At 40.3% G+C, this 23136-nt stretch carries 24 protein-coding genes and 1 rRNA gene; 6 read left to right on the top strand and 19 right to left on the bottom strand.

The genetic code is table 11. The features are described 5' to 3' along the window. Window positions 1–51: 51 nt before the first annotated feature. Window positions 52–166: ribosomal RNA gene (gene rrf / locus CAP51_RS12770) — 5S ribosomal RNA — on the top strand. 82 nt (window positions 167–248) lie between these two features. Here rrf and CAP51_RS12765 read toward each other — a convergent pair. The 11 genes from CAP51_RS12765 to gshA form a co-directional block, all read right to left on the bottom strand. Then, entirely contained in the window at window positions 249–791 is a 543-nt protein-coding gene (locus CAP51_RS12765; protein ID WP_087621139.1) for a type 1 glutamine amidotransferase domain-containing protein, read from the bottom strand. A 354-nt stretch (window positions 792–1145) separates the two neighbouring features. Beyond that, window positions 1146–1586: a D-aminoacyl-tRNA deacylase gene (gene dtd, locus CAP51_RS12760; RefSeq protein WP_087621138.1), complete on the bottom strand. Its 441-nt coding sequence runs from the start codon at window positions 1584–1586 to the stop codon at window positions 1146–1148. A gap of 54 nt (window positions 1587–1640) precedes the next feature. Further along, window positions 1641–2267: an alpha/beta fold hydrolase gene (locus CAP51_RS12755; RefSeq protein ID WP_087621137.1), complete on the bottom strand. Its 627-nt coding sequence runs from the start codon at window positions 2265–2267 to the stop codon at window positions 1641–1643. Beyond that, on the bottom strand, window positions 2267–2701 hold the full coding sequence (locus CAP51_RS12750) for a CCDC90 family protein (protein WP_171294783.1): 435 nt from the start codon (window positions 2699–2701) through the stop codon (window positions 2267–2269). Before CAP51_RS12750 ends, CAP51_RS12755 begins: the two co-directional genes overlap by 1 nt. Before the next feature lie 222 nt (window positions 2702–2923). Then, complete coding sequence (locus tag CAP51_RS12745) at window positions 2924–4291, bottom strand: MATE family efflux transporter (RefSeq protein WP_087621135.1); 1368 nt, start codon at window positions 4289–4291, stop codon at window positions 2924–2926. Between the two features lie 127 nt (window positions 4292–4418). Further along, window positions 4419–5570, bottom strand: coding sequence for a methionine aminotransferase (locus tag CAP51_RS12740; protein ID WP_087621134.1), 1152 nt, complete (start codon window positions 5568–5570; stop codon window positions 4419–4421). 19 nt (window positions 5571–5589) lie between these two features. Further along, complete coding sequence (locus CAP51_RS12735) at window positions 5590–6891, bottom strand: DUF445 domain-containing protein (protein ID WP_087621133.1); 1302 nt, start codon at window positions 6889–6891, stop codon at window positions 5590–5592. 18 nt (window positions 6892–6909) lie between these two features. Beyond that, a complete protein-coding gene (locus CAP51_RS12730; RefSeq protein ID WP_087621132.1) occupies window positions 6910–7470 on the bottom strand; it encodes a CC0125/CC1285 family lipoprotein in 561 nt (186 codons plus the stop codon). Window positions 7471–7634: 164 nt separating this feature from the next. Beyond that, window positions 7635–8357 carry a class I SAM-dependent methyltransferase gene (locus CAP51_RS12725; protein ID WP_213062693.1) on the bottom strand — a complete coding sequence of 241 codons (723 nt, stop codon included), beginning with the start codon at window positions 8355–8357 and terminating at the stop codon, window positions 7635–7637. A 61-nt stretch (window positions 8358–8418) separates the two neighbouring features. After that, window positions 8419–8913 carry a disulfide bond formation protein B gene (locus tag CAP51_RS12720; RefSeq protein WP_087621131.1) on the bottom strand — a complete coding sequence of 165 codons (495 nt, stop codon included), beginning with the start codon at window positions 8911–8913 and terminating at the stop codon, window positions 8419–8421. After that, a complete protein-coding gene (gshA, locus tag CAP51_RS12715) occupies window positions 8904–10523 on the bottom strand; it encodes a glutamate--cysteine ligase (RefSeq protein ID WP_087621130.1) in 1620 nt (539 codons plus the stop codon). The genes CAP51_RS12720 and gshA overlap by 10 nt, the downstream gene beginning before the upstream one ends. A 179-nt stretch (window positions 10524–10702) precedes the next feature. Here gshA and CAP51_RS12710 point away from each other — a divergent pair, with 179 nt between their 5' ends. Then, entirely contained in the window at window positions 10703–11242 is a 540-nt protein-coding gene (locus tag CAP51_RS12710; RefSeq protein WP_087621129.1) for a DUF924 family protein, read from the top strand. 179 nt (window positions 11243–11421) lie between these two features. Here CAP51_RS12710 and CAP51_RS12705 read toward each other — a convergent pair whose 3' ends face one another. From CAP51_RS12705 to CAP51_RS12680, 6 genes are all read right to left on the bottom strand, one after another. Further along, window positions 11422–13896, bottom strand: coding sequence for a TonB-dependent siderophore receptor (locus CAP51_RS12705; protein ID WP_087621128.1), 2475 nt, complete (start codon window positions 13894–13896; stop codon window positions 11422–11424). A 92-nt stretch (window positions 13897–13988) separates the two neighbouring features. After that, window positions 13989–14948: a FecR family protein gene (locus CAP51_RS12700; RefSeq protein WP_087621127.1), complete on the bottom strand. Its 960-nt coding sequence runs from the start codon at window positions 14946–14948 to the stop codon at window positions 13989–13991. 21 nt (window positions 14949–14969) lie between these two features. Beyond that, window positions 14970–15482: a sigma-70 family RNA polymerase sigma factor gene (locus tag CAP51_RS12695; protein WP_087621126.1), complete on the bottom strand. Its 513-nt coding sequence runs from the start codon at window positions 15480–15482 to the stop codon at window positions 14970–14972. Between the two features lie 212 nt (window positions 15483–15694). Next, complete coding sequence (locus CAP51_RS12690) at window positions 15695–16072, bottom strand: HIT family protein (protein ID WP_087621125.1); 378 nt, start codon at window positions 16070–16072, stop codon at window positions 15695–15697. 240 nt (window positions 16073–16312) lie between these two features. Beyond that, entirely contained in the window at window positions 16313–17065 is a 753-nt protein-coding gene (locus CAP51_RS12685; RefSeq protein WP_087621124.1) for a dienelactone hydrolase family protein, read from the bottom strand. A 122-nt stretch (window positions 17066–17187) separates the two neighbouring features. After that, the gene (locus tag CAP51_RS12680; protein WP_087621123.1) at window positions 17188–17346 is read right to left on the bottom strand and encodes a DUF1328 domain-containing protein; all 159 of its coding nucleotides are present in this window, start codon (window positions 17344–17346) and stop codon (window positions 17188–17190) included. A 244-nt stretch (window positions 17347–17590) separates the two neighbouring features. Here CAP51_RS12680 and CAP51_RS12675 point away from each other — a divergent pair, with 244 nt between their 5' ends. Further along, window positions 17591–18043 carry a YcgN family cysteine cluster protein gene (locus CAP51_RS12675; RefSeq protein WP_087621122.1) on the top strand — a complete coding sequence of 151 codons (453 nt, stop codon included), beginning with the start codon at window positions 17591–17593 and terminating at the stop codon, window positions 18041–18043. On the opposite strand, the gene CAP51_RS12670 is transcribed toward CAP51_RS12675, so the two are convergent. Beyond that, entirely contained in the window at window positions 18040–18918 is an 879-nt protein-coding gene (locus tag CAP51_RS12670; RefSeq protein ID WP_171294782.1) for an alpha/beta hydrolase, read from the bottom strand. The two genes, CAP51_RS12675 and CAP51_RS12670, sit on opposite strands and share 4 nt — an antisense overlap. A gap of 205 nt (window positions 18919–19123) precedes the next feature. On the opposite strand from CAP51_RS12670, the gene CAP51_RS12665 reads away from it, so the two are divergent. Further along, window positions 19124–20332, top strand: a complete 1209-nt coding sequence (locus CAP51_RS12665) for a PQQ-dependent sugar dehydrogenase (protein WP_245809155.1) — start codon at window positions 19124–19126, stop codon at window positions 20330–20332. 135 nt (window positions 20333–20467) lie between these two features. Here CAP51_RS12665 and CAP51_RS12660 read toward each other — a convergent pair whose 3' ends face one another. Next, window positions 20468–21493 (bottom strand): isopenicillin N synthase family dioxygenase, encoded by a 1026-nt coding sequence (locus tag CAP51_RS12660; RefSeq protein WP_087621120.1) that lies wholly within the window; start codon window positions 21491–21493, stop codon window positions 20468–20470. Between CAP51_RS12660 and CAP51_RS17225 the strand changes: the two genes are divergently transcribed. Together CAP51_RS17225 and CAP51_RS12655 are read left to right on the top strand one after the other, a co-directional pair. Continuing rightward, a complete protein-coding gene (locus CAP51_RS17225) occupies window positions 21492–21839 on the top strand; it encodes a hypothetical protein (protein WP_171294781.1) in 348 nt (115 codons plus the stop codon). The two genes, CAP51_RS12660 and CAP51_RS17225, sit on opposite strands and share 2 nt — an antisense overlap. A gap of 237 nt (window positions 21840–22076) precedes the next feature. After that, window positions 22077–23123: an ABC transporter substrate-binding protein gene (locus tag CAP51_RS12655; protein WP_087621119.1), complete on the top strand. Its 1047-nt coding sequence runs from the start codon at window positions 22077–22079 to the stop codon at window positions 23121–23123. The last annotated feature ends 13 nt before the right edge of the window (window positions 23124–23136 follow it).

Raw genomic sequence — 23136 nt, 5'->3', positions numbered from 1 at the left:
AGATCGGCATGTTTAATACAGTTAAGACCGAAAAAACACCATAACAGTTGTGCTGGCGACAATAGCAAGAGTGAACCACCTGATCCCTTCCCGAACTCAGAAGTGAAACCTCTTCGCGCTGATGGTAGTGTGGGGTTACCCATGTGAGAGTAAGTCATCGCCAGCTCATTATTCAAAACCCCCAAGCTGATGCTTGGGGGTTTTTTTAGTCTGCGCTTAAATTCGCGTTTTATTAAGATAGACCATAATTAGCGTTCGAGTTCTTCGATAATAGCTTGATTGAACTGTGGAATATCATCGGGATTACGTGAAGTAATTAGTACCCATCCGCCAGTATTACAGCGATGTACGGTTTCATCTACCCATTTCCCACCGGCATGTTCCAGATCCAGTTTGACACTTTTATATGACGTTAAGTTTTTGTCTTTGATACGTTCTGCATCAATTAATACCCAAGGTGCATGGCAAATTGCTGCAATCGGTTTGCCCTGATCAGTAAAATATTGGATGATTTTTTGTACCTCAGGATTAATCCGTAATTGGTCTGCATTGACTGTACCGCCTGGTATTACCAAAATATCATAATCTTGGTATGCCACTTTTTCCAATGTGGTTTGTGGGGTATAGCTGGTGCTTTTTTCTTTATCACCTTTAACTGTCTGAACCTGATCTTGTTCTATGGCTGCATGAATGGCTTCAATACCCTTGGATTGTAGATACTCCAGCGGTTTAATTAATTCATCCTGTTCTACGCCAAAATTTGCAGTAATAAAAAGTGCTTTCTTGCTCATCATTATGTCCCATAATTTTAAAATGTATTTTTAGCATAGAGGATCGGATGGAGAGGTTGTGTAAGGCTTTCGACATGGATTATGGACTTTTTTGTAGTTTAAGTTGATCAACGGTTATTTCTTTCTAAAAGCTCTAAGTAAACATTTCTAGTTTTATGAGGTTTCAAAGACTGTTCAATCTCAATTTTTGTCTTTCTATATACTAAGACGTTTGAGATTGGGAAAAAGCTCATATAATTATGTTAACTTTTGTAAAGATAAATTAACTCATTGAAGTTTATTAATAAATTTAAGAACATAGTAGCAAATTAAACGTTAGAAGCATTTTTACACTGATTTTTAGGATACAAAATATTATTCCACTTCCAGCATAAAGGTTACAGGGCCATCATTAATTAATGCGACCTGCATATCGGCAGCAAAAATACCTGTTACCACATGCTCATATTGGGATTTTAAGTAATCAACCAGTTGTTGATAAAGTTGCTGAGCTTGTACCGGAGCCATCGCTGGGCCAAAATCTGGACGCAACCCTTTTTGGGTATTGGCATATAACGTAAATTGGGACACCAATAAAATTGAACCTTGTACTTGTGCAATATTCCAACCCATTTTGCCCTGTTCATCTTCAAAAATTCTGTATTTTAATAGCTTATCAATCAGTTTTTTGCCTTTTTCCAGTGTGTCATTTTGACCTAATCCAAGAAATACCACTAGACCTTGTTCAATAGACGCAATAATTGCACCATCGACAGTAACACTGGCAGATTTGGATCGCTGAATTAAAGCACGCAAGAAAAATCTCCAAGATAAGGGAAGGTTGAGAGAAGCGATATTCTGTACTTGATTTTAAACGTCATCAATATGTTTTATCAGAAAGTTTTGATTATGGGAAGCAACCATATCGGCATGTATTTTAGCAAAATCATGTTGTCCGGAAGGAATGATTTTTAACTCGGCATGTGGAAGCTGTTGTTGTAAATATTCGGCAATCGTAACAGGACTAATCTCATCAGCATCTCCCCATAATAATAATACCGGTATGTTGATGCGATGAAACTCCGGGCTTAAATCAATGTTTGTCTGAATAAACCAGTCGGGAACTTCCGGTAATAATTGTTGATAGTCCTGTCGCCAGTCTTTGACCTGAAAGGGCGTTAAATCTAGACCGCCAGAAGTTGCACATAAGACCAAGGCTTTAATCAAATGTGGTTTTTGTAAGGCTGCCTGAATTGCAAATATACCGCCCATGGATTGTGCAATGACGATACTCGGTTGCTGGATTTGGTCCACCACCCAACAACATAGTTGGTCAAAATTTTGAATATTTTTCGGATTGGGATGTCCTGCAAAAGCAGGATAGGCTTGTAAGGTATAATTTGGATAATGCGATTGCAGGTGGTGAGCCACTGTTTCCCAAAAACTGGGATCACCCGAGGCACCTGCTAGAAAATGTAGATGTAGTGGTGAGGTCATTAGATTTTGCTTTCAATCTCAGTTCTTAATTTATTATATTCATGGATTAATCGTTCCTGTTTTTTTAAGTAGGGTGTTAAACGATTTTTTACTGTGTTTGGATTATCGATAATGTCTAGAATCTGGATCGTGTCATAATTGAGTTGCATGATGGTATTGCGCAACTTGGCAACTTCAGGTGTACTAAAAGCTTGGGTTTTAAATTTATCATTCTGATTCCGCAATGAATCTGCAAAATCCTGTAATTCTTTGCGTAATTCGATTGTCGATGTTTGTTTGGCTGTTGCCTTATTTAATTTGTCATTCAGATCAAAAAATACCTGATTGTTTTGTGGACGAATTTGATCAAAATTTTTGAGGTCTGTCTTTAGTTTATCTGTATAGAGCTGATCTTTCGAACTTTGTTCTTGGCCAACCGATGCAATTTGATCCATGGTTTCCTTACAACCCGTCAATACCAGGGTTGAGAAAGAAATAATCATGATCAGGAAAATTTTTTGTATCAATTGCATCGCAAGAAAAGGCTAATATGTGAACTGTATCTTATATCCAATGTTTAAAAGAGAATCAAGTTGCAAAGTTCCACATTAACAATTTATCAACGTATTGTTTTACTAGCCTGTGTCCTGAATTTGAGGTCTTATCCCCAATGCCTGTTAAATCAGGCGTTGAATGGATTTCTTTTTCCAGATGAATTGATAATACAATCCTTGTAGCAGGAATAAACTCACAAATGAGATTGCATAACCGATCCAGATGCCTTTGAGCCCCCAAAGATGGCTAAACCAGTATGCCAGCGGGATTTCAATGATCAAAATGGCGAAAATATTAATCAGCATCGGTGCAATGACTGTACCGCTGGCACGCATGATCGAGGCAAAGATAGCGCTTGCACCAAAGAACAGGATCGACCACAGCACGATAAATAAAAGCTGTTGTCCTAAGGCCACAACATGAGGATCGGTGATGAATAATGCCATCAGGTATTTGGAACCGAGATAGGCAAGTGTAATGAGACTTCCAGTCAGGATGAGGTTCATCATTAATGCAGTGCGAGTCACTTTTCTTACCAGTTCGATTTTATTGGCACCAATCGCCTGAGCTGCGAAAATTGAGGCAGCAATACCGATGGACAAGGCCGGGAACTGCACATAGTTGAGGACCTGATTCACTGCACCATAGGCCGCAGTTGCATCTGCACCAAAGCGGTTGACCATTCCGATAATCACTAGTCCGGCAAGGGAAGTGGTGACCATTTGAATGCCGGTAGGAATGCCTAGTTTAAGAATCAGTTTACTCATCTGTGGTTGATGACGTATTTTGCTTAACAGGGCAGTATCAATTTTTAGTGGATGATTTTTGCGGTTTAACTGGATAAACAGAAAGACAAGTACGCTGGCATAACCGACATAGGTGGCAACCGCAGGGGCAATAATCCCCATTTTGGGAAAACCAAACATGCCCTGAATTAGGACTGGAGTAACAATCAGCCCAATCACACTGGTTAAACCGAGTGCAATCAATGGGGTGATGCTATCGCCGACACCACGCAAAATTGAGGTATAAATAATATATAGAAATAATAGTGGGCTTCCGGCCAGCATCCATTGAACATAAGGCAAAGATAGGTGCATGACTTTTGCATCTGTACCCAATAATTCCAGAATTGGTCTGGCAAAATAGACACCAAGCGCGGCAATAATGATGCCGCCAATGAGTGTCATAAAAATCGTCGAGCCTACAATTATATGCAGTTTTTCATAATTCTTTGCGCCCCAGGCTTGTCCGATTAAAATAGTACTACCTGCCGACAAACCAATAATAAAGGCCAATAAACAGAATAAAATCGGAAAAAAGACGGCAACCGCAGCAATTGCATCCACCCCCATCATTTGGCCGACAAATATGGTATTAATGGTGCCAGTTAGGTTTTGTAAAATATTGGTGGCGATCAACGGGAGCAGAAAAATCAAAAAGACTTTCCATAATTTTCGTTCTTTGAGTAATTGTCCCTGTGTTGCCATAGTGTTCTTAATATGCTTTTAAATGCTGGATATTGTACAGAATTAATCTATTGATCATTGTATGCTTTGGTAAATAAACGCATCTACGGACATTGATCAAAGTCATTTATTGCCAAGATGGATCAAATTAACATTGCGATAGAATATCGATGGCTTGTGCCAGTGTTTGTTCTTTTTTGGCAAAACAAAACCGTACATAACGCAGTGTTTTGGGTGGTTGTTGATAGAATACGGAAATAGGGATTCCTACAATTTTATGTGTTCGGGCAAGCCATTGACACATCTCGCTATCATTCAAATCATCACGGATTTCGGAATAATCCACCAATTGAAAATAGGTGCCTGAACTTGCCACACTTTTAAAGCGAGAATTTTGTAAGCCTTGTAAAAAATAATCACGTTTGTTCTGATAAAACGGACTGAGCTGGCTTAAATGCTCGGGATGTTGCGTCATAAACTCGGTTAGGGCGATTTGGCAGGGATGTACTCCACAGAAATTGGCAAATTGATAGACCTGCCGCATTTCACGCATCAGTGGTGCTTTGGCCACACAATAACCTGTACGCCAACCTGTGACATGAAAACTCTTGCCAAATGAACCGACTGCAAAAGCGCGATCTTGAAGTTCTGGAAAATCCATGACCGAATAATGAGTTAAGCCATCAAAAATCAGATGCTCATAGACTTCATCTGACAACACTAGAATATTTTTATCCCGAATCAATTCAATCAGTGTGAGCCAGTCCTGTTTTGACCAAACCTGTCCAGTGGGATTATGTGGGGTATTCACAATTACCATACGGGTTTTATTACTTAGGGCATCTTTAAATTGTTGCCAATCGACCCGAAAGTCTGGTGCTTGAAGCGGCAGGTGAATGGATTTCCCACCGGCAAGCTGTACCGAAGGTGCATAGCTGTCATAGCTGGGATCAAAGATGATCACCTCATCACCGCTATGGATAAATGCCTGAATAATACAGTAAATGGCAATGGTTGCCCCAGCACTGATGGTCACTTCATCAATGGGATCAAAGCTAATTTGGTGCAAATCTTGATATTGTTCACTGATTTTTTGTCTGAGCGGCAAAATGCCATTTCCTGCCGCATACTGATGCAAATGGTCTGGTACATGTTTAAAGGCATCAAGTAGGGCTTGAGGTGGAGCAAAGTCGGGGAATCCCTGAGAAAGATTTAAGGCCTGCAATTGTTCGGCAAGTTCACTCATAATCGTGAAAATCGTGGTTTCCGCCTGAGGAAATTTACTGTCAATTGCAAACATATGGATTCCAGAATAAAAATTAAATGAAATTTTCGAACAGGGCGCGAATAATCCCCAGTACTAAACCAATAAATGCACCGACGACTACACCGTTGACGCGGATCATGTGCAAATCACCACCGACCTCACTTTCAATTTTATCAATCATCTCGGTAGAATCCCATTCATGGATTCGTTCGCTAATGAAAGTAATAATTTTATCACTATAATCGGCACTCAATTGTGTGGCGATACTGCTGATGCGTTCGTTAAAAATTTCACGGACCGCTGTATTTTTTTCGATATTGTGCCCCAGTTGAATAATGACTGCATGTAGGTTGGCTGCGATTCCGGACTGGGGTTGTTGTAAGTCGTGTGTGATCGCTTCACATAAAATTGCAACCGAACTGCCGATAAAATTCAGTAATTGCGGACTATCCAATAAGGCATTTTTGCCAGCATTTAGACGTAGGCTGGTTTCACTTTCATCATTGGCTAGTTCATGCATTAATTTTCGTGCAGCCTGCTCGATACTTTGCCGATAGGGATGTTCAGGGTTGGCAAGAATCTGCTCAACTTTGTTAATAAAGGAATTAATGGTGCGTTGCTGGACATCAATGCCGATAAAGGTCGCGCCTTTGGCAAGTTTACCAACACCGAGTTCATCGAATAAACGCTGGGTGATTTGATAGGTTTGTTCGGGATGGGTTTTGACCCATTGATGTGCCATATCCAGCCCACGTTGCAACACATCTTGATGGAAGTCATTGTCCAGTACTGCACGTAACATTTCACTGCTGATACGGTTAATATCCGTATTTTTAACCCATTGCACACTATTTTGCTGGATAAACTTACTGATTTGCTGCTCACCCACAAATTCAAAAATCTTGGGCACACCATACTGTACAAATTCCACGATTTTTTGACTGTTTTGTGCATCACTCAGCCAGTTTCCTACCGATAAACTGATATCGGTTTTTGCCAGACTATTTCGCACAATAGTCGGGGATAAAAAGTTTTCCTGAACAAAACGTCCCATGGATTCGGCAATACGAGCCTTATTACGGGGAATGATCTCGGTATGATCACGTAATAACTTGGGTAAGGGTAATTTTCCAAATGGATTACGAAATAACACGGTAATGGCATACCAGTCTGCCAAGCCACCGACCACCCCTGCCTCCGCCGAAAGCATAAGAATATGAATTAGCCATGCATATTCTGGTAAGACCTTGACCGCAATCATCAGGGCAATCCAGCACAGCACTGCGATAATCAGTGCCATGGTGGCCAGGCGTTTGGATTTATTTAAATTGGGTACGTCTGTTGCTGTATTCATAAGCCATTATTCTTACATTTATGGTGAATTTTTGTTTTGCGGTACAATCACTGTACCGTCTGTGGTCAAGCCATATTTTGCACCCAGTGTTTGTAGGATACGTCTGGCTTCAAAGGCATCTGCGGGAGCCTGTTCTTTTTTAAACATCTGAATGGTATATGATACTTCAATTGGATCAACATTCACGACATAAGGCATATCAAAAAAAGGATCATTCCAGTATGGGCGATAGAAACGACCATAAGGGCCATAGAATGGCGAATATCCTCGATCTGGATAAACAACAGCCTGACGCGGTGGTTGTCGTGTTAAGCGATTGCTTGGATCATCGATGACTTTAAAAAAATCAAAACCTTGTTGTACGGTAATTTGTGCAGATTTTAATAATGTAATTTCTTCGGCATTGCCATAAGACAAATTACCATCTGCTTTGAAACTGACACGATAGCTTGAAGCATTTAAAGGAATTTCCTGATACTGTCCAAGCTGATTGAATGTTTTTGGTTGTTGTGGGACAGAGGCACAGCCTGTAAACATCACAACACTGCCCAGTAGTAGCCCTTTTACGATGTTGTGCATGGAATTTTTACTCCCTATAGCAAAAGTTTTACTGCATTTATCTTCATTCTTATTGCAAAGATAAGCATGTTTCTTAAGCATAACGCTTTTTGATCTAGACTGTATGCTGTTTTATGCTGATGAATGGTTTGTTGATGAAGGAATTATGGAGATTCCATCAAGATTTATTTATAGAGCGTCGCCGTCATAAATTCACGTTCAACCAGATCACCCATTTTACTTTTTACCACATCCTGTTGTATTGAATAGGTTTTAATCTGAAAAGTGGTTTGACTCACCAGATGCTCTAACTTTTCCAGATCGTAGAGTTCAAAGTTATATTGGGTAAATGGCAATTGTTGCATAAAGTCTTTTTGTGCAAAGGTCAGGTTGAGCAAACCATGCGGTTTTAAGACCCGATATAATTCATTTAAAAGTGCGACGGGTTGTTGCCAGAAATACAGCGTATTGACGCTAAAAATACGGTCGAATTGTTGCTCAGCAAAGTTCAGGTTTAAACCATCATAAAGTAGAAATTCGGCTTGTTTTTGCGTCATAAAGGATTGGTTTAAACGGATAGCTTCTTGTTGCATTAAAGCGGAAATTTCCAGTCCGGTATAGTGCAATCCTTCTTGCTGTGCCAGTAAATGTGCCAGATGACCACAGTTACCATGTCCCAACTCCAGAATACTTTGATGAGGTTCAATATCTAGGCAGGCAATACTATGCAAGGTCATGGCAATATTGGTTTGATTCATCATTTCTGCCATTTCAATGCCTTTTTGTCCTTGCGGATTGCGAAGCTGGGCAGCGATTTCTTTGACTAGCGTTTCATCGGTCATCTTGTTATGCGCTCTGGTTTCTTTTTCTGTTGTAATAGGATCAAGTGCAACAAAATAGATTTGCATCTGATATTAGGGTCTGTTGACATTTTATAAATCATATAACAAGTGTCAACAAACGCCCAGGCTATTTATATTTTCTAAACAGTTGCCAAAGGTTGATCAATAATAATGCGCTAAAGAATAATAATGACCAGAACGGCAAGGATTGACCTAGAAATGACCAGTCAATTTCTGCACATTCACCAGAACCGGTAAGCACTTGCTGTAAGACCTGTTTAAAGGGCAAAGCTTCTACTAGGTAATCCAGTCCAGGACCACAAGAAGGTACCTGATCTTTTGGTAAATGTTGTAGCCAGACATGTCGTGCAGCCACACCAGCCGACCAGCCAATGGCAAGGGTGGAGAGCAGCGCATAACCACGTTTTAGCCATGATTTTCTGGGATTGTGCAGCAGGGCGATTAACGCAATCAAGCCCATGACAATCAGACCTACACGCTGGAAAATACAAAGCGGACAAGGATTGAGCCCTTGTACATGCTCGAGATAAAGTGCAAAAGATATACCGACAATACTACCGAGAAGGAGGATGGCATTAACCATACGATAGCTTAGCTGCATTGTTTATTCTCCGCCCCATAGTGATGAGATAAATTACGATAGGGTCTTAAATATTCACAAAAATTGGGTTGAGGTTGAGATTCTAATAACTGTTGTTGTTGGCGGGAGTCTTGTACCGCCTGTTCAAGGTGTTGCAAAGATGCTTGATCAAGATGATGGCTGGCATAAAATGATTTATATTGTTCTGCCAGATGAGCACCAAAATTCCAGGTGCCACCGAATGTCGTAGTTTGTTTCAGCATTTGTGCGGAAAGGGTTTGATCAACATCATCACAGCGTTGTTGCATCAGTTCAATGGCGGCAGTGTATAAGTTGGTATGATGTGCCTCATCCAATAATACGGCTAAATCCTGCATTCGATGTAAATGCTGTGCAATCCAGTCATGAAAATTAACCGGACCATTTGGCATCTCAATACTTAAATCACGGCTACGACCTGTATTGACGATATTTGCCTGATTCTGATCAATTAGATCCTGTTCCTGTTCAGAGATGTCCGGACTATCGCTCATCAGGCAGTACAGCGCCAATACTTCCAAAAATGCGGCACTGTCCGTACTAATACCAATCGGGCTATAAGGATTGACATCGACAGCACGTAACTCGACATAAGCAACGCCACGCGCTTCTAGTGCCTGTGATGGCGTTTCATTGCCCTGAGGTGGCTGCTTTGGACGGATCAAACTGTAATATTCATTTTCAATTTGCAAAATATGGTCATTGATTTGAATTGGATTGCCATGGGCATCGTCTAGTCCTAATGCCTGAAAGGCTGGATAAGGTGTATAAATCGCATTACGCATGCCTTGCAAATAGCCGGGTAGGTCGTTGTAATGAATGCCGAGCGCACGCTGAGCAGAGTTTTGATAACCCAACCGACCCATTCGTAAAGCCGTTGCTTCTGGCAAATATAAAGTGCCTGCGATTAATGGCTGTAGATTGTGCTCCCGACCAGTGACAAAGCAGCGACAGACAGTTGGACTGGCGCCTAACAGATACATCACCATGGGAATGCTACGGATAAAATTACGGATTAAGCCAAAATAACGATGGCTACGATAATCTTGCAAACTGAGCTGTTTTAATGCGCTATCATTTTCTTGTTGTTGTAACTGTTCAAATAATTGGTCTGGAAATGATACATTATAGTGTACCCCGGAAATAGTTTGCATCCGGCGACCATAGCGAATTCCTAGGCCATGACGATATAAGGTTTTGAATTTGCCAATATTGGAACTGCCATATTGTGCAAGCGGAATATTGTCTTCTTCGCGATCTAACATACAGGGCATGGACAAAGACCATAAACTTTCACCTTCTGGCAGTTGGCGATAAGTAAAAGCATGTAAATCTTGTAAAAAATCCAGTGCTTCTGGAATGCTACGCTTGGGTGGTGTAATAAACTCTAATAAAGCTTCCGAATAATCGGTCGTGATATAAGGGTGGGTCAGTGCTGCACCTAAGCCATCGGGATGCGGTTGCTGGGATAAAAAACCATTGGCCTGCATTCGCAAACTCTCACGCTCGATCCCACGTAACATGCCTTGCAGTAATGAAGGTTGGAGCCATGTTGGCAATTGTAATGTGGAAGCGTTTAAAGGCTCACTCATATAGTCACTCTTATCAAATTTGATACTGTACAAACATAAACAGCAAATAGATGCTTATGATAACAAGCTATTGAATCGTTATGCATAAATGCAGACAAGTTTTTAACACAAACTGATGCTATTAAACATTGGGGATTTGTGATTTTATACAAATAATGCGAAATAGGGCAGAAAAAATAATGAATGCACAAGATGTACTAGATTTCTGGTTTGATCAAGAACAACAGCCTTTATGGTTTGTAAAATCAGATGATTTTGATCAACTGATCCGCACACAATTTAGCGAAATTCATAAACGCGCGACATTGGGCGAGTTGTGGTCTTGGCGAAATGATGTTGAAGGCAGACTGGCAGAAATTATTGTGCTGGATCAGTTTTCCCGCAATCTTTTTCGTGGTCAGGCCGCATCTTTTGCCTATGATGCAATGGCACTTACGCTGGCACAGGAAACGATTTCCTTAAGGCTTGATCAACAGCTTAATCCTTTGCAACGTAAATTTTTATATATGCCATTTATGCACAGTGAATCGTTATATATCCATGAGTTTGCACTTAAATTATTCCAGCATCTGGGTGATGAATCCAGTCTGGATTTTGAAAAAAAGCATAAGGTCATTATCGAGCGCTTTGGTCGTTATCCACATCGTAACGAAATTCTAGGGCGAGTTTCTACACCGGAAGAAATCGAATTTTTAAAACAACCAAATAGTGGGTTTTAATTATTCTATTTTCTTGTAGGATGAGATCAGGAAAATTTGTGTGTGATTTCTAGCTATGATGATACTTAGGGGGATAAACAATTTTTAGTAGTGATCGATTGAGTGAATTTAGATTCATGAACTCAAATAAAAATATGAGGACGGGACATATTTTGCGATGTCCCTCCTATATAGAAAAATTAATATTTCGCCCGTAGCGTTAACATAAAGTTGCGGGGTTCACCATACCAGTTATAGCCTTCCGTATCACCAATGGTTTGCCAATAGACTTTATCAAAAAGATTATTTACTCGAAAAGCAGCATGGAGATTCGGATTAATCTGATAACTGACTTGTGTACCCCAGACTGCACGGCTTGGTGATTTAAAATGATAATCTACATAAGGCCCGCCCCATTTTCCTGTGCTTTCGTCATAAGTGGTAGGTGTTGAACCTGTTGCCTGCTGTTCGGATTGTGCGGATACATTGATACCGACGGTCCAGTCTTCCAGCTTGTAATCCAACCAAGCTTTTAAGGTATGTCGTGGTGTGGTAATTTTACGCCATGAGATGGCATTAAATTGATCTTTGTTATCAAAATAGGTATAGCCAATTGAACCTGTTAAATTTGGTAGAATTTCTCCAGTCAGTTCAAAATCTAACCCACTCATGGTGACTGCGTGACCGCCAACATAACAACAGCTACTGCCATTACCATCCTCTATGGTTTCACTATATAGTAAATTGCCTTGATTTTTTCGTTCAGTACGATAAGTCGATAGGGATAGATTACCTTGTCCATCCCAAAGTTCGCCTTTTATACCGATTTCATAATTACGTCCGGTAATCGGGTCGAGTGGCTTTTTATTGACATCCAGTAAATTTGCCTGAGATTTAAAAGTTTCAGCTGTACTCGCATATATCAACCAATCAGGCGTAATATCATAGGTCAAACCGACGAAAGGGATAAATACATTATTATCTTCATAATCATAAGTCGTAACCCCTGTTCCACTAATCTGATGGAAATCGTAATTATTGAGTCGTGCGCCAGTGATCAATTTTAACGGATTAGTTAATTGCCATTTTACTGTCGCATAATATCCAAGCTGTTTGGTATATAAAGTTCGATTAGGACTATAACCATGAACAGCTTTATATTCCATATTTGGATCAAATTCAAATATATTAAGATCGTAATATTGCAATGGATCAGACATATAATGAAAGGGATCTTTTTTATCCTGATAATCTATTCCAAAAACTGTACTATGTTGTTTACCAAATAAATTAAATTTACCCTGCACATTAATGTCTCCAACCCAAGAGTCAGGTTCTCCACCGTTTTTAATAAAAGCCAGTTGGGTTATATTGGTTTTGGGATCGACGGAACCTCCTAGTCGTGGATATTCATTCAGTTTTAGCATGCTTTCTTTAGTAATATTAAACTTTAATTTCCAGTCTTCATTAAAATCATGCTGGATGCCTGCAAAATATTGCGTACTTTCTGCTTCAATATTTGCCCAGTTGGTGACAAAAGAAGTTTTACGATCAAAGCCAATATCAGATCCATCTATATAACGTGGCAGACCAATCCAGTCCTGTTTTCCTTGTAATTTGTCATAACTAAAGCCGATAGATGCAGTTGTTGTCGTTAGAATATCGTATTCCAGTATGCCGTAAACGGAGCGACGATTTTTTTCTGCAACTGCATAGAAAAAATCCTGATCATTCCATGTACCGACTAGACGACCACGTAATGCACCATCAAATGCAATAGGTCCTGTGATATCAATTGAAGCACGATAGTTTTCCCAACTGCCTGCCGAAAGTTCAACTGCAATCTGATTTTCTTTTAAGGGCTTTTTACGCACCAAATTAATACTGGCACTGGCTTCACCATTACCACTAAATAAACTATCGGCACCACGCAATACTTCAATTTGTTCAAATTGAGATAAATCCTGTAGTTTTAAGGCACTGGATATGCCATCGACACGAATATTGGTGACTTCCAGACCACGGGATATAAAGGAATTATCAAATACAGATCCTTGCCAAACACTTATTCCTGCCACCTTCTCCAGTGCAGTGGATAAATCGGTTAAATTTTGCTTATCCAATTGTTCACGATTGACCACAGTAATGGATTGTGGAATTTCTTTAATGGATTGTTCAGCTTTTCCTAGTGTAACTTTATTATTTTGCGCTGCATTTACTGTTATCACTGGCAACTGAACTGCATTGCTATCATTTGGCACAGCCCCACGACTGCTATTAGCAGCAACATCAATCGGTTTTAACTGCCCCATATCACGGGCTTGAGTGTTCTGTTTCGGTTTTGTAATTAGAATATAACCCTGATTATTTTTTTGTACCTGATATGGCGTATTACCCAATAGATCATTGAAAGCAGCTTCAATAGAATACATTCCTTGCAATCCACCACTTTGGGTTGAACGCACTAAAGCCTGATCAAAAGCCAGCGAAATTCCCGCCTGTGCTGCAAAACGGGTGAGTACCTGATCTAGATCGCCAGCGGGAATCTGGTATTGCTGAATAGCTGCGTCATTGGCCATTGCAATGCTTGTCATTGCCAGTGGACTAAGGCCTAATATTGTGATCAGCAGTGTATGTTGTATGGCTTTGGCGATTGGTTGAGGCTGAAACATCATCTGTTCCCCATATTCAATGTGATATAAAAAAACCTGACTTGCATAGCATTGACAATTGAGAATAGAAAAAGTGCCAAAAAATTTTTAATTTTTTAATCGTTTTGTTTAATCATTATTTCCCGTGAAAAAGCGGATTGTTCAATTTTAAGGTTATAAGCCTGTGCTAGTGAATTGAATAAGCTTTGTAAATCATTGCTTGGATATGTCCCGGAAATCAACAATGGTTCAAGTCCGTGATGAATGTTAACCTTTATCCCATAATTCTTTTCAATCTGTTGGGTAAATTCGGATAGCGGCATGCGGTTGGCGACAATCAAATGATGGTGCCATGCAAGGTGTAATGTATTAAACGGTTGTGGTTGGTTGATGTATTCCGAAGTAAATTGTGTTTGTTTTCCTGCATCCAGTTGATAGATTTGTCCAGCATTATTTTCTATGCGTGTCGCATGTTCGATCACGGCAACACTGGTCTGCTGTTGTTGCTGTTCTACATTAAATTGTGTGCCCAGTGCTTGAATTGAACCATGACTACTTAATACCCAGAATGGTCGTTTGGGTGTAGTAATATCCTTACCCGTTTGAATAAATATTTCACCATAATGTAGTTTAATCGTACGTTTAGTCGCTGTGTAATCAATATCGATGGCGGTTTTACTATTGAGCATGATTCTTGTGCCATCTTCCAGTAAAATATTTTTCTGTGTACCGTATGCTGTACGATAATCAGCCAGCCATGCCTGTTGCTGTCCATAATAGGCTGTTGCTGCAAGTGTTGCGGAAACAGCAAAGATCCATAAAAATTTATTGAGAAGCTGTTGATGGGGTTTTTCATCAAAGATTTTTTCGCTCATTTCCTCAGGAAGCGCTGAGAGATATTGCTGTAATTGTTGTGCATGTTGCCATGCCTGTTGATGTTGTGGACTTTGATTTTTCCACTGTTCAAATTGTTGTTGCTGTGCTTCGCTTAAAGTATTTGCATGTATCTCTATCAGCCATTCAGCTGCCTGAGCAATTAAGGCAGGGTCTATTTTATCCTTGGAAGAATTTGACACGTCAGGAACCTGAGAAAAATACTAGCCGGATTGTAATATCATTAGGCAACAGATTAAAACCTGTTTCATGTCTCGCTTGACCGTAGTTAGGGAAATATTTAATTGTTCTGCGATTTGCTGATAGGTGAGTCCACGAATGTGAGATAATTTGAAAATATGTTGTTCACGAGGTTTAAGCTGGCTAAATGCCTGATTTAATTTGCACAAAGTTTCAATAGCGATGAGTTCTTCTTCGGCAGATGGTGAATATTCACTATGAATATGTGCCAAGGTATCATAATAAATCTGCTCAATTTGTTTACGCCGCCAGAAGTTAATGGATAGATTCTTAGCAATGGTGGTAAGCATGGCTCGGGGCTGTTGATATTGTTGTTCCTGTTGTTGTAGTAATTTAATGAAGGTATCATGTGCAATATCTGCTGCATCATGTTGATTCCCCATCTTTTTGCAGAGCCATGCATAAAGCCAGCCATGATGTGCTGTATAAATTTCACCAATATCAAGTGAGTGCTGAGATGAGTGATCTACATCCATATTTATATACTGGAATAAATAATAATTATTATCATTTTAATGTTTATTTAGATCGTTGCCAAGAGATGTTTAAACATTCAATTTAAATGTTAATAAGCAGATAAATTCACTATTTTATGGGAATAACGACTTGTCGAAGATGTCTTGATCATCAAAGGCAAGATTAAACACTCAACAAGTCTTTTACTGCCAAAATTATGGAAATTGTTGTTTTATTCGGTTGCGGATTTGCTAATCACGCCCCAACGTTGATCTAAATGTAATAGCTGGTTGGAATAACGGGGGATAATGTGAATATGCAAGTGATCAATACGTTGATTGGCAACGTGACCATCATTAAAACCGACATGAAAACCATCGGGCTGATAGATCAGATTTAATTGATTACGTGCCAGTTCAATCAGCGTAATTAGACTTTTACGTTCTTTGTCACTGACATCAAAAAAAGAAGAAATATGACGACGGGGGATCACCAGACTATGTCCTTTAGATACTGGATTATCGTCGTAAATGACCAAACCGAAATCATTTTGATGGAGAATATTTGCTTCGTCAACCTGACAAAACGGGCAGTTTACAGAATCTTCCATATGCATCTCACTGTCACTATTTTGTTGAAGTCTTTATAGATATAAAAAACTATGAATAAAAGGGCAATTATTTTCAGGATTAAATTGTAAGGTAATGCAAAGTTGCTTTTCATTCATTAGCATAGCTGAACTCCAATAACTCTTGCATTGCCATAACAATGGCGGTGTTGCCCTGAATACTGCATTGCTCACTATGAGGGTTTCATACAATATTCATGTGTGGGACAACACTTTATCAACTTATTTTAAAATACGATCCAGTAGGGCATACATACGGTCAAAAGATTCCGCTTCTGCCAATGGGTTATAGCCCAGATCAACACCGTTTTTACGGGCATTTTCATCTGATGCAGGATTGGTAAATCCGTGTTTTGCATTTGGATAGATATCGACCTGATAGGCGATCTTGGCGTTTTCCATTTCCTGTTTGAAATGATCGACATCTTCAAGGCTAACCATACTGTCATCATGTCCATGTGAAACCAGCACTTCGGCATTGAAATGTCCTGTTTGTGCAGGTGTTTGTGTACTTAAATTGGCATGGAATGTGGCAACAGCCTGAATATCGGCACCGGAACGGGCTAAATCCAATGCAACTTTACCGCCATAACAAAAGCCAATGGCAGCAATTTTTGCGGCATTAACTTCGGGCTGAGCACTTAAAGTGTTTAGGGCTGCTGTGGCACGATCGACAATGATATCAGGTGCATCGAAGGTTGCACTCATATAGGCGTTCGCCGTTTTGGCATCTTCGGCAATTTTTTTATCACCATACATATCAATGGCAAATGCGGCATAACCATGCCCAGCAAGTTCGCGGGCACGTTTTTCAATATATTCATTTCGGCCCCACCACTCCGGGCAGACCAACACGGCAGGTAAATTATTTTCGCCTTCAGGATAGGCCAGATAACCGATTAAGGTTTGCCCTTTTGTATCTGTGTAGGAGATTTCACGCGTGGTGATTTCAGGTGTTGTTGCTTGATTAACCATTTCATTTCCCTAATGCATTGCTTTTTATTGCATGATGTCATAACCGATAAAGTTATAACGAATAAAGTATAAAAAAGGCAATCTTTCGATTACCTTTTATGTTTAAAAATGTTGAGAAATGGCTAAACTTTACCGCGGGAAATAAAGCCAATGATGAATAAGACCACGGCAACTACGAGGAAAATCACTGCAAAATCTTTGGATAATCCTGCCACGCCACCAAAACCTAAAAAGCTAGCAATCAGTGCAATCACTGCGAAGATAATCGCCCAACGAAACATAATCTCTCTCCCTAATGATATATATACTTATCATTTGATAATACTGAAAATTTTTAAAATGAATGTAAAGAATCTGTGTGATTTAAGAATATTGTGTGTATTATTTGTGCAGTTTGATTTCAGCATTTTATATGGACTCATCTGGCAATAGGGCTTTGTGGTCGGGCATCATCATATGGATAAGATCAAAATCCTTACTAAAAAATGTTACAATAGCCACGATTTATAAAATGATTTGCTAGCCATGAGAAATGATCTACGCCCGCAATTTTGGCAAAATTTTAGCATTGATGAACTCAATCATGCAGAATGGGAAGCCTTGTGTGATGGTTGTGGCTTGTGTTGTCTGGTCAAACTTGAAGATGCCGAAACTGAGGAAGTTGCTTATACCAAAGTGGCATGTAAATTACTCGATTGTGAAACAGCGTCTTGCAGTGATTATCCACATCGTAAACAGCATGTCCCGGATTGTATTCAACTCACACCAGCATTACTCAAACAAATTAAATGGTTACCTTCAACGTGTGCCTATCGGCGGGTCTATGAAGGTAAAGATTTACCACGCTGGCATTATTTGATTTCCGGTGATCGGCAAAGTGTGATTAAAGCCAAAAAGTCGGCAGCCAAGCGTTGTATTTCCGAAACGCAAATCCATGAAGAAGATATTGAAGATTATATCGTGCGCTGGGTACGTTAATCAGATGACGGTTTGGATTCGGTGAGTTTAAATGCCAAATTGATTGCCGGGAACATGGCTTCAAAATGCGTCGCCTTCGCAATATCAAAGGTTTTAATGTCTAATCCCTGAACATTTTTAAGTTGATCTGCCAATTGTTCGATATCGGAAGGCTGTGTTTGTGCAGAATCCTTTTTCCGTTCCAGCTCACCGACGGACATCCATAATACTTTGTTAATGTGTTTATTTTTAGATTGTTGGTTAAACTTTTCTGCCTGTGCTTTGATGGCAAAATCATTCCACCAGATAGACGGACTGGCTGCAAAATAGTGTTGGAATGCTTCTGGATGATTGAAAAAAGTATATAGCGTAAATAGCCCACCATAAGAATGACCAAATAAAGTCTGCTGTTGCTGATTTACCTGATAATGTTTGGCAATAACAGGTTTAAGTTGTTGCTGAATAAATTGATAAAATTGCTCTGCACCGCCTTGTGGATAAGGCGATAGTGTGCGGTCAGGATGCGGCTTTAAATGGCCTGAATACGGCGGTGTATAATCATAAGTACGGGCTTTTACATTAATAGTATTTTCAATTGGATAACCAATCGCTACAACCACTGGCGGGACTTTGTGATGACGCTGATAGCCAAATTCTATGGATTGGGCAATTACTGAAGCATATGGAAAAGCAGCATTCCCATCGAGTAAATAAAGGACTGGATAGCCTGCTTTTGGTGCCGGTACTTTGGGTTTAAATACCTGAATTAAATAGTGTTGTTGATTGACCGGATTGGTCAGGTTGAATTGCTGATTTTGTTTTGCACCTGCCAATGGAATTTGCTGCTGAATTTCAACTTTCTGCGGACTGGCATGGCTAGATGTTGTATTGCTCATCAGAATTGAATAACAAGCCAAAGAGAAAATAGTTAATTTTTGAGTGCGCATCATAGAAGAAGATAAAGAGAAAATAAGCTGGACATGACTATAACATAGCAAAAATAAAATGCTGGTTTCGCTTCATTTTGCAACAAAACTGGTCTATTTCTGGGTGGGTGTTTTTAGATATGCTTAAAAATAAATCAATATTGAGGGAGAGGACATGATGCGATTAAATAAAAAATTCAACGATGTATTAAATCACAAGCCAAAGCGCGTGTTAAGCCAAAAGCATATTCCTGCGATCATCTTGAGTAGTATCTTTTTATGGGCATGTACTTCACCGACACAACCCACTGTTGCCGCAGAAACCAGTGCCTTATCATCACAAAAAATTCAGCAGGGTTTTAAAACCGAAAAAATCGCCACTTTCAATGAGCCTTGGGCATTGACCACTTTGCCCGATGGCCGATTACTGGTCACTGAACGTGCTGGAAAGTTGTTGGTATTTGATCCTGTAAGCAAGGAAAAACTTAATGTTCTGGGTGTGCCCAAAGTGGCCTATGGCGGACAAGGTGGATTGGGCGATATTATTCTTCATCCACAATTTGCCAGTAATCACTGGATTTATCTAAGTTATGCCGAACAAGGACAAGGTGGCTATGGTGCAAAAGTTATTCGTGCCAAACTGGATTTTTCCAATGCCAAACAACCACGGTTACTGGATGAAAAAGTGATTTGGCAGCAAGTGCCAAAAGTCTCCGGACAGGGACATTATGGTCATCGGATGTTGTTTGGAAATGACGGAAAACTCTGGATTGCTTCGGGTGAACGCCAGCATTTTGATCCAGCGCAAGATATGCAATCCAATCTGGGTAAGATTTTACGTCTGAATGAGGACGGAACACCCGCCGAAGGTAATCCGTTTGCTGTAAAAGGGGGCGTAACTGCACAAATCTGGTCCCTTGGACATCGTAATCCTCTGGGAATTGCCATGGATCAAGACCAGCAATTGTGGGTGGTAGAAATGGGGCCAGAAGGTGGCGATGAACTTAATTTGATTAGCAAAGGCACAAATTATGGTTACCCACTGGTTTCCGAGGGAAATCATTATGGGGGTAAACCTATTCCCAATCACGATACCCGACCAGAATTTCAGGCCCCTGATATCAGCTGGACTCCGGTTATTTCACCTTCTAGTCTGATTATTTATTCCGGCAAACAATTTCCACAATGGCAAAATAAGGCACTGATTGGTGGATTATCCTCCAAAGCGATTGTAGTGGTGGACTTAGCGACAAAACCAGTGCAGGAGGTGCAACGTATCGATATGGGCGAGCGAATTCGTGGACTTTTACAAGCTCCTGATGGCGGAATCTGGGTCATTGAAGATGGTAAAAATGGTCAGTTATTAAAATTAACTGCAAATTAAATATTTATAGGAGATAAAAAAAGGAGTTACTTGGGTAACTCCAAAGTGATCATGGGTGGGGGAGAAATACCCATGATTCTTTAAAAAACCATTTAAAAAGTCTTTTTAAAAATGATTTGGAACTTATTGCTTGAATCAGTATTTGCCAGAAAAATTGGCACTGACGCGTTGTTTTAAATAGTCTTTGGCGCTAATGGCTGGATATTTACGGTTTGGACCTTCAATCATGACATCTTCATTGGCCTGACAGAAAAATGCCAGACTATAACGTGCGCCTTGATATTCATGAGCTTCCGGATTTTTGACCCGGTGGAAATTGGATGGCAGGACATCATCACTCCAGCGGGTCAGCATATCGCCAATATTACAGGTGATCACATCATTATGTGGGGTAATACTGGTCCAGGCCTGATCTTCCATATCTTTACCGGGGCAAACTTGTAAACCGCCCTGACCTTCACGCTGGAATAATAAAGTCAGGCAATCGAAGTCGGTATGCGCACCTGCTCGCCATAACCCTAACTGATCTTTTAATGCTGGATCAATGGCATAGTAATGCAGCATACGCAAGGTACTTTGATAGCTTTCTTTTTCAGGATCATGGGCATGGCTAAAGAAATCCTCGGCAAAGCCCATTTTATAGGCAAAACAGGATAAAATTTGCATCCCTACAGTCCAGCATTTACCTTCAAAATCCAGCATATTCTGTTTGAACTTAGGCAATTCTTGTTCGGAAGGCCAAAGATTGCTCATACGTGGCCGGGTGATTTGATAAGATTCTTTTTGATCGGCAGTTTTGGTTGAAGGACGAATCTGGGCACGGCTTTCCCAACCTGAATTACGGCTGAGCGGATACTGTGCTTTTACCTCCTGTGGCAGGGCAAAGAATTTCTCTGTCATGGCAAAGGCATGATCGATGTCTGCCTGTGGAATGCCATGATTTGCCACTTGGAAAAAGCCAATTTCTATGGCTGCATTCCAGAGTTGATCGGCAATTTCATATTTTCGTTGCTCAAAATCTGACAGGTCGATGATACGGACTTCACGCTCGGTTTCCTTACCCATAGATCCCATACGGGATTCTTTGTTGAGTTCGTCCAAGCTGTAGCTTTCTGATTGATTTTGTTGAAAATCAGGAGAGAGGGTGTTTGAGCTGTTCATGGTATTTTCCTGCATTGGTACAATCAAGGTTGTGACCCAAAATGCAAAAGCACCAAGTGGTATTTTGGGTCACGTCTCATCAAGGAAAGTTTGTCCATCTCATGATGGTCAACAACTTTCCCAATGGAGCAATGACCCACATTCAAATGATCCAAGACATCATCTGAATGTTGAACGCTTATACTCGTTATCAGATTTTAAGCAAAGTTTATGCCATATTATTTCTTTAAGTCAGCTATGTTTTTGCACCATTTTAAAGCGAAAAGGCGGTTTTAGAGGAAGATATGCTGGTTATCTATTTAATAAAATAACCAAGAACCACATACATGACCAAAAAACAAAGTAAATAGATAGGATTAAGAGATAAAAACAAAGATTGGCACAGGCCTTGCATAATCCCTAGTGAGCATAAGCGGTTAGTATATGGTGCTGTGCAAGCACATATGCGGGACATTGCTCTGCAGCGTTAAGCTGTCCTCAATACGGGGATAAAGCAAATCTATTGCTTTGCAGAGAATGTGTGAACGCATCTCCCCCGATATTGAGACAAGGTCTTGGTTAAGTCAGCTCTAGGGGGCACTCAATGAATATCCGCTCAAATCTTTCTCGAACATTTTTATTTTCTTCTGCTGTCGTTTTATCTGCCTCAACTTTGGTGGGCTGTAATAAGCCTGCCGAACAACACGCTGCAACATCATCAGAAAGTGAAGCACAAAAACCATTAGATCAACTCACACTGACCACTTCATGGTATCCACAAGCAGAACATGGCGGTTTTTATCAGGCTGCGGCGACAGGGATTTATAAAAAATACGGTCTGGATGTGACCATTAAACAAGGTGGTCCACAGGTCAACGGGATGACTTTATTGCTAGCAAAAAATACCGATATTATTATTAATTACGATTTACAGGTCTTAAAAGGGGTAGAACAGGGTTTTCCGGTTAAAGCGATTGCCACCTCTTTTCAATATGATCCACAAGGCATCATTACCCACGGTGATGTCAATAGTCTGGCAGATTTAAAAGGGAAAACCATTCTGGTGGCGACCAGTGGACAAACCAGCTGGTGGCCGTGGTTAAAAGCCAAATATAATCTGAATGATGGTCAAGTACGTCCTTATACCTTTAATCTACAACCATTTTTGGCAGATAAAAATACTGCACAACAAGGCTATGCCACTTCTGAAGTTTTACCTGCCAAAAAAGCCGATCCGGACAGCAAATTCTTTTTATTCGCGCATGATGGTTATCCAGCGTATGGTGGCACATTGGTGACCCGTGATGATGTGATTGCTGCCAAACCGGATGTGATCAAACGCTTCATCAAAGCATCCGCGGAAGGCTGGAAAAGTTATCTGGAAAATCCAGCACCTGCCAATGCGATTATCAAAAAAGAAAATCCGCAGATGACAGATGAAGTGCTGAGTTTTGCCTTGGATCAAATCAAGGAATTAAAACTGGTGACCGGTGGTGATGCAGAAACCAGTGGTATCGGGGTAATGACCGAGGCACGTTGGAAAGCTACCCGGGATATGATGGTTGCTTCGGGTTTACTTAAAGATCAAACCGATTGGAAAAAAGCCTTTACCTTACAGTTCGTTCCGCCTGCTACAAAATCTGTGAAATAAACGGGCCGGTTGA

The sequence above is a fragment of the Acinetobacter populi genome, from assembly GCF_002174125.1.
GTDB classification, from domain to species: Bacteria; Pseudomonadota; Gammaproteobacteria; order Pseudomonadales; family Moraxellaceae; genus Acinetobacter; species Acinetobacter populi.
The sequence above is the reverse complement of the archived record's forward strand: the minus strand, read 5'-3'. Positions and strand labels throughout refer to the sequence as shown.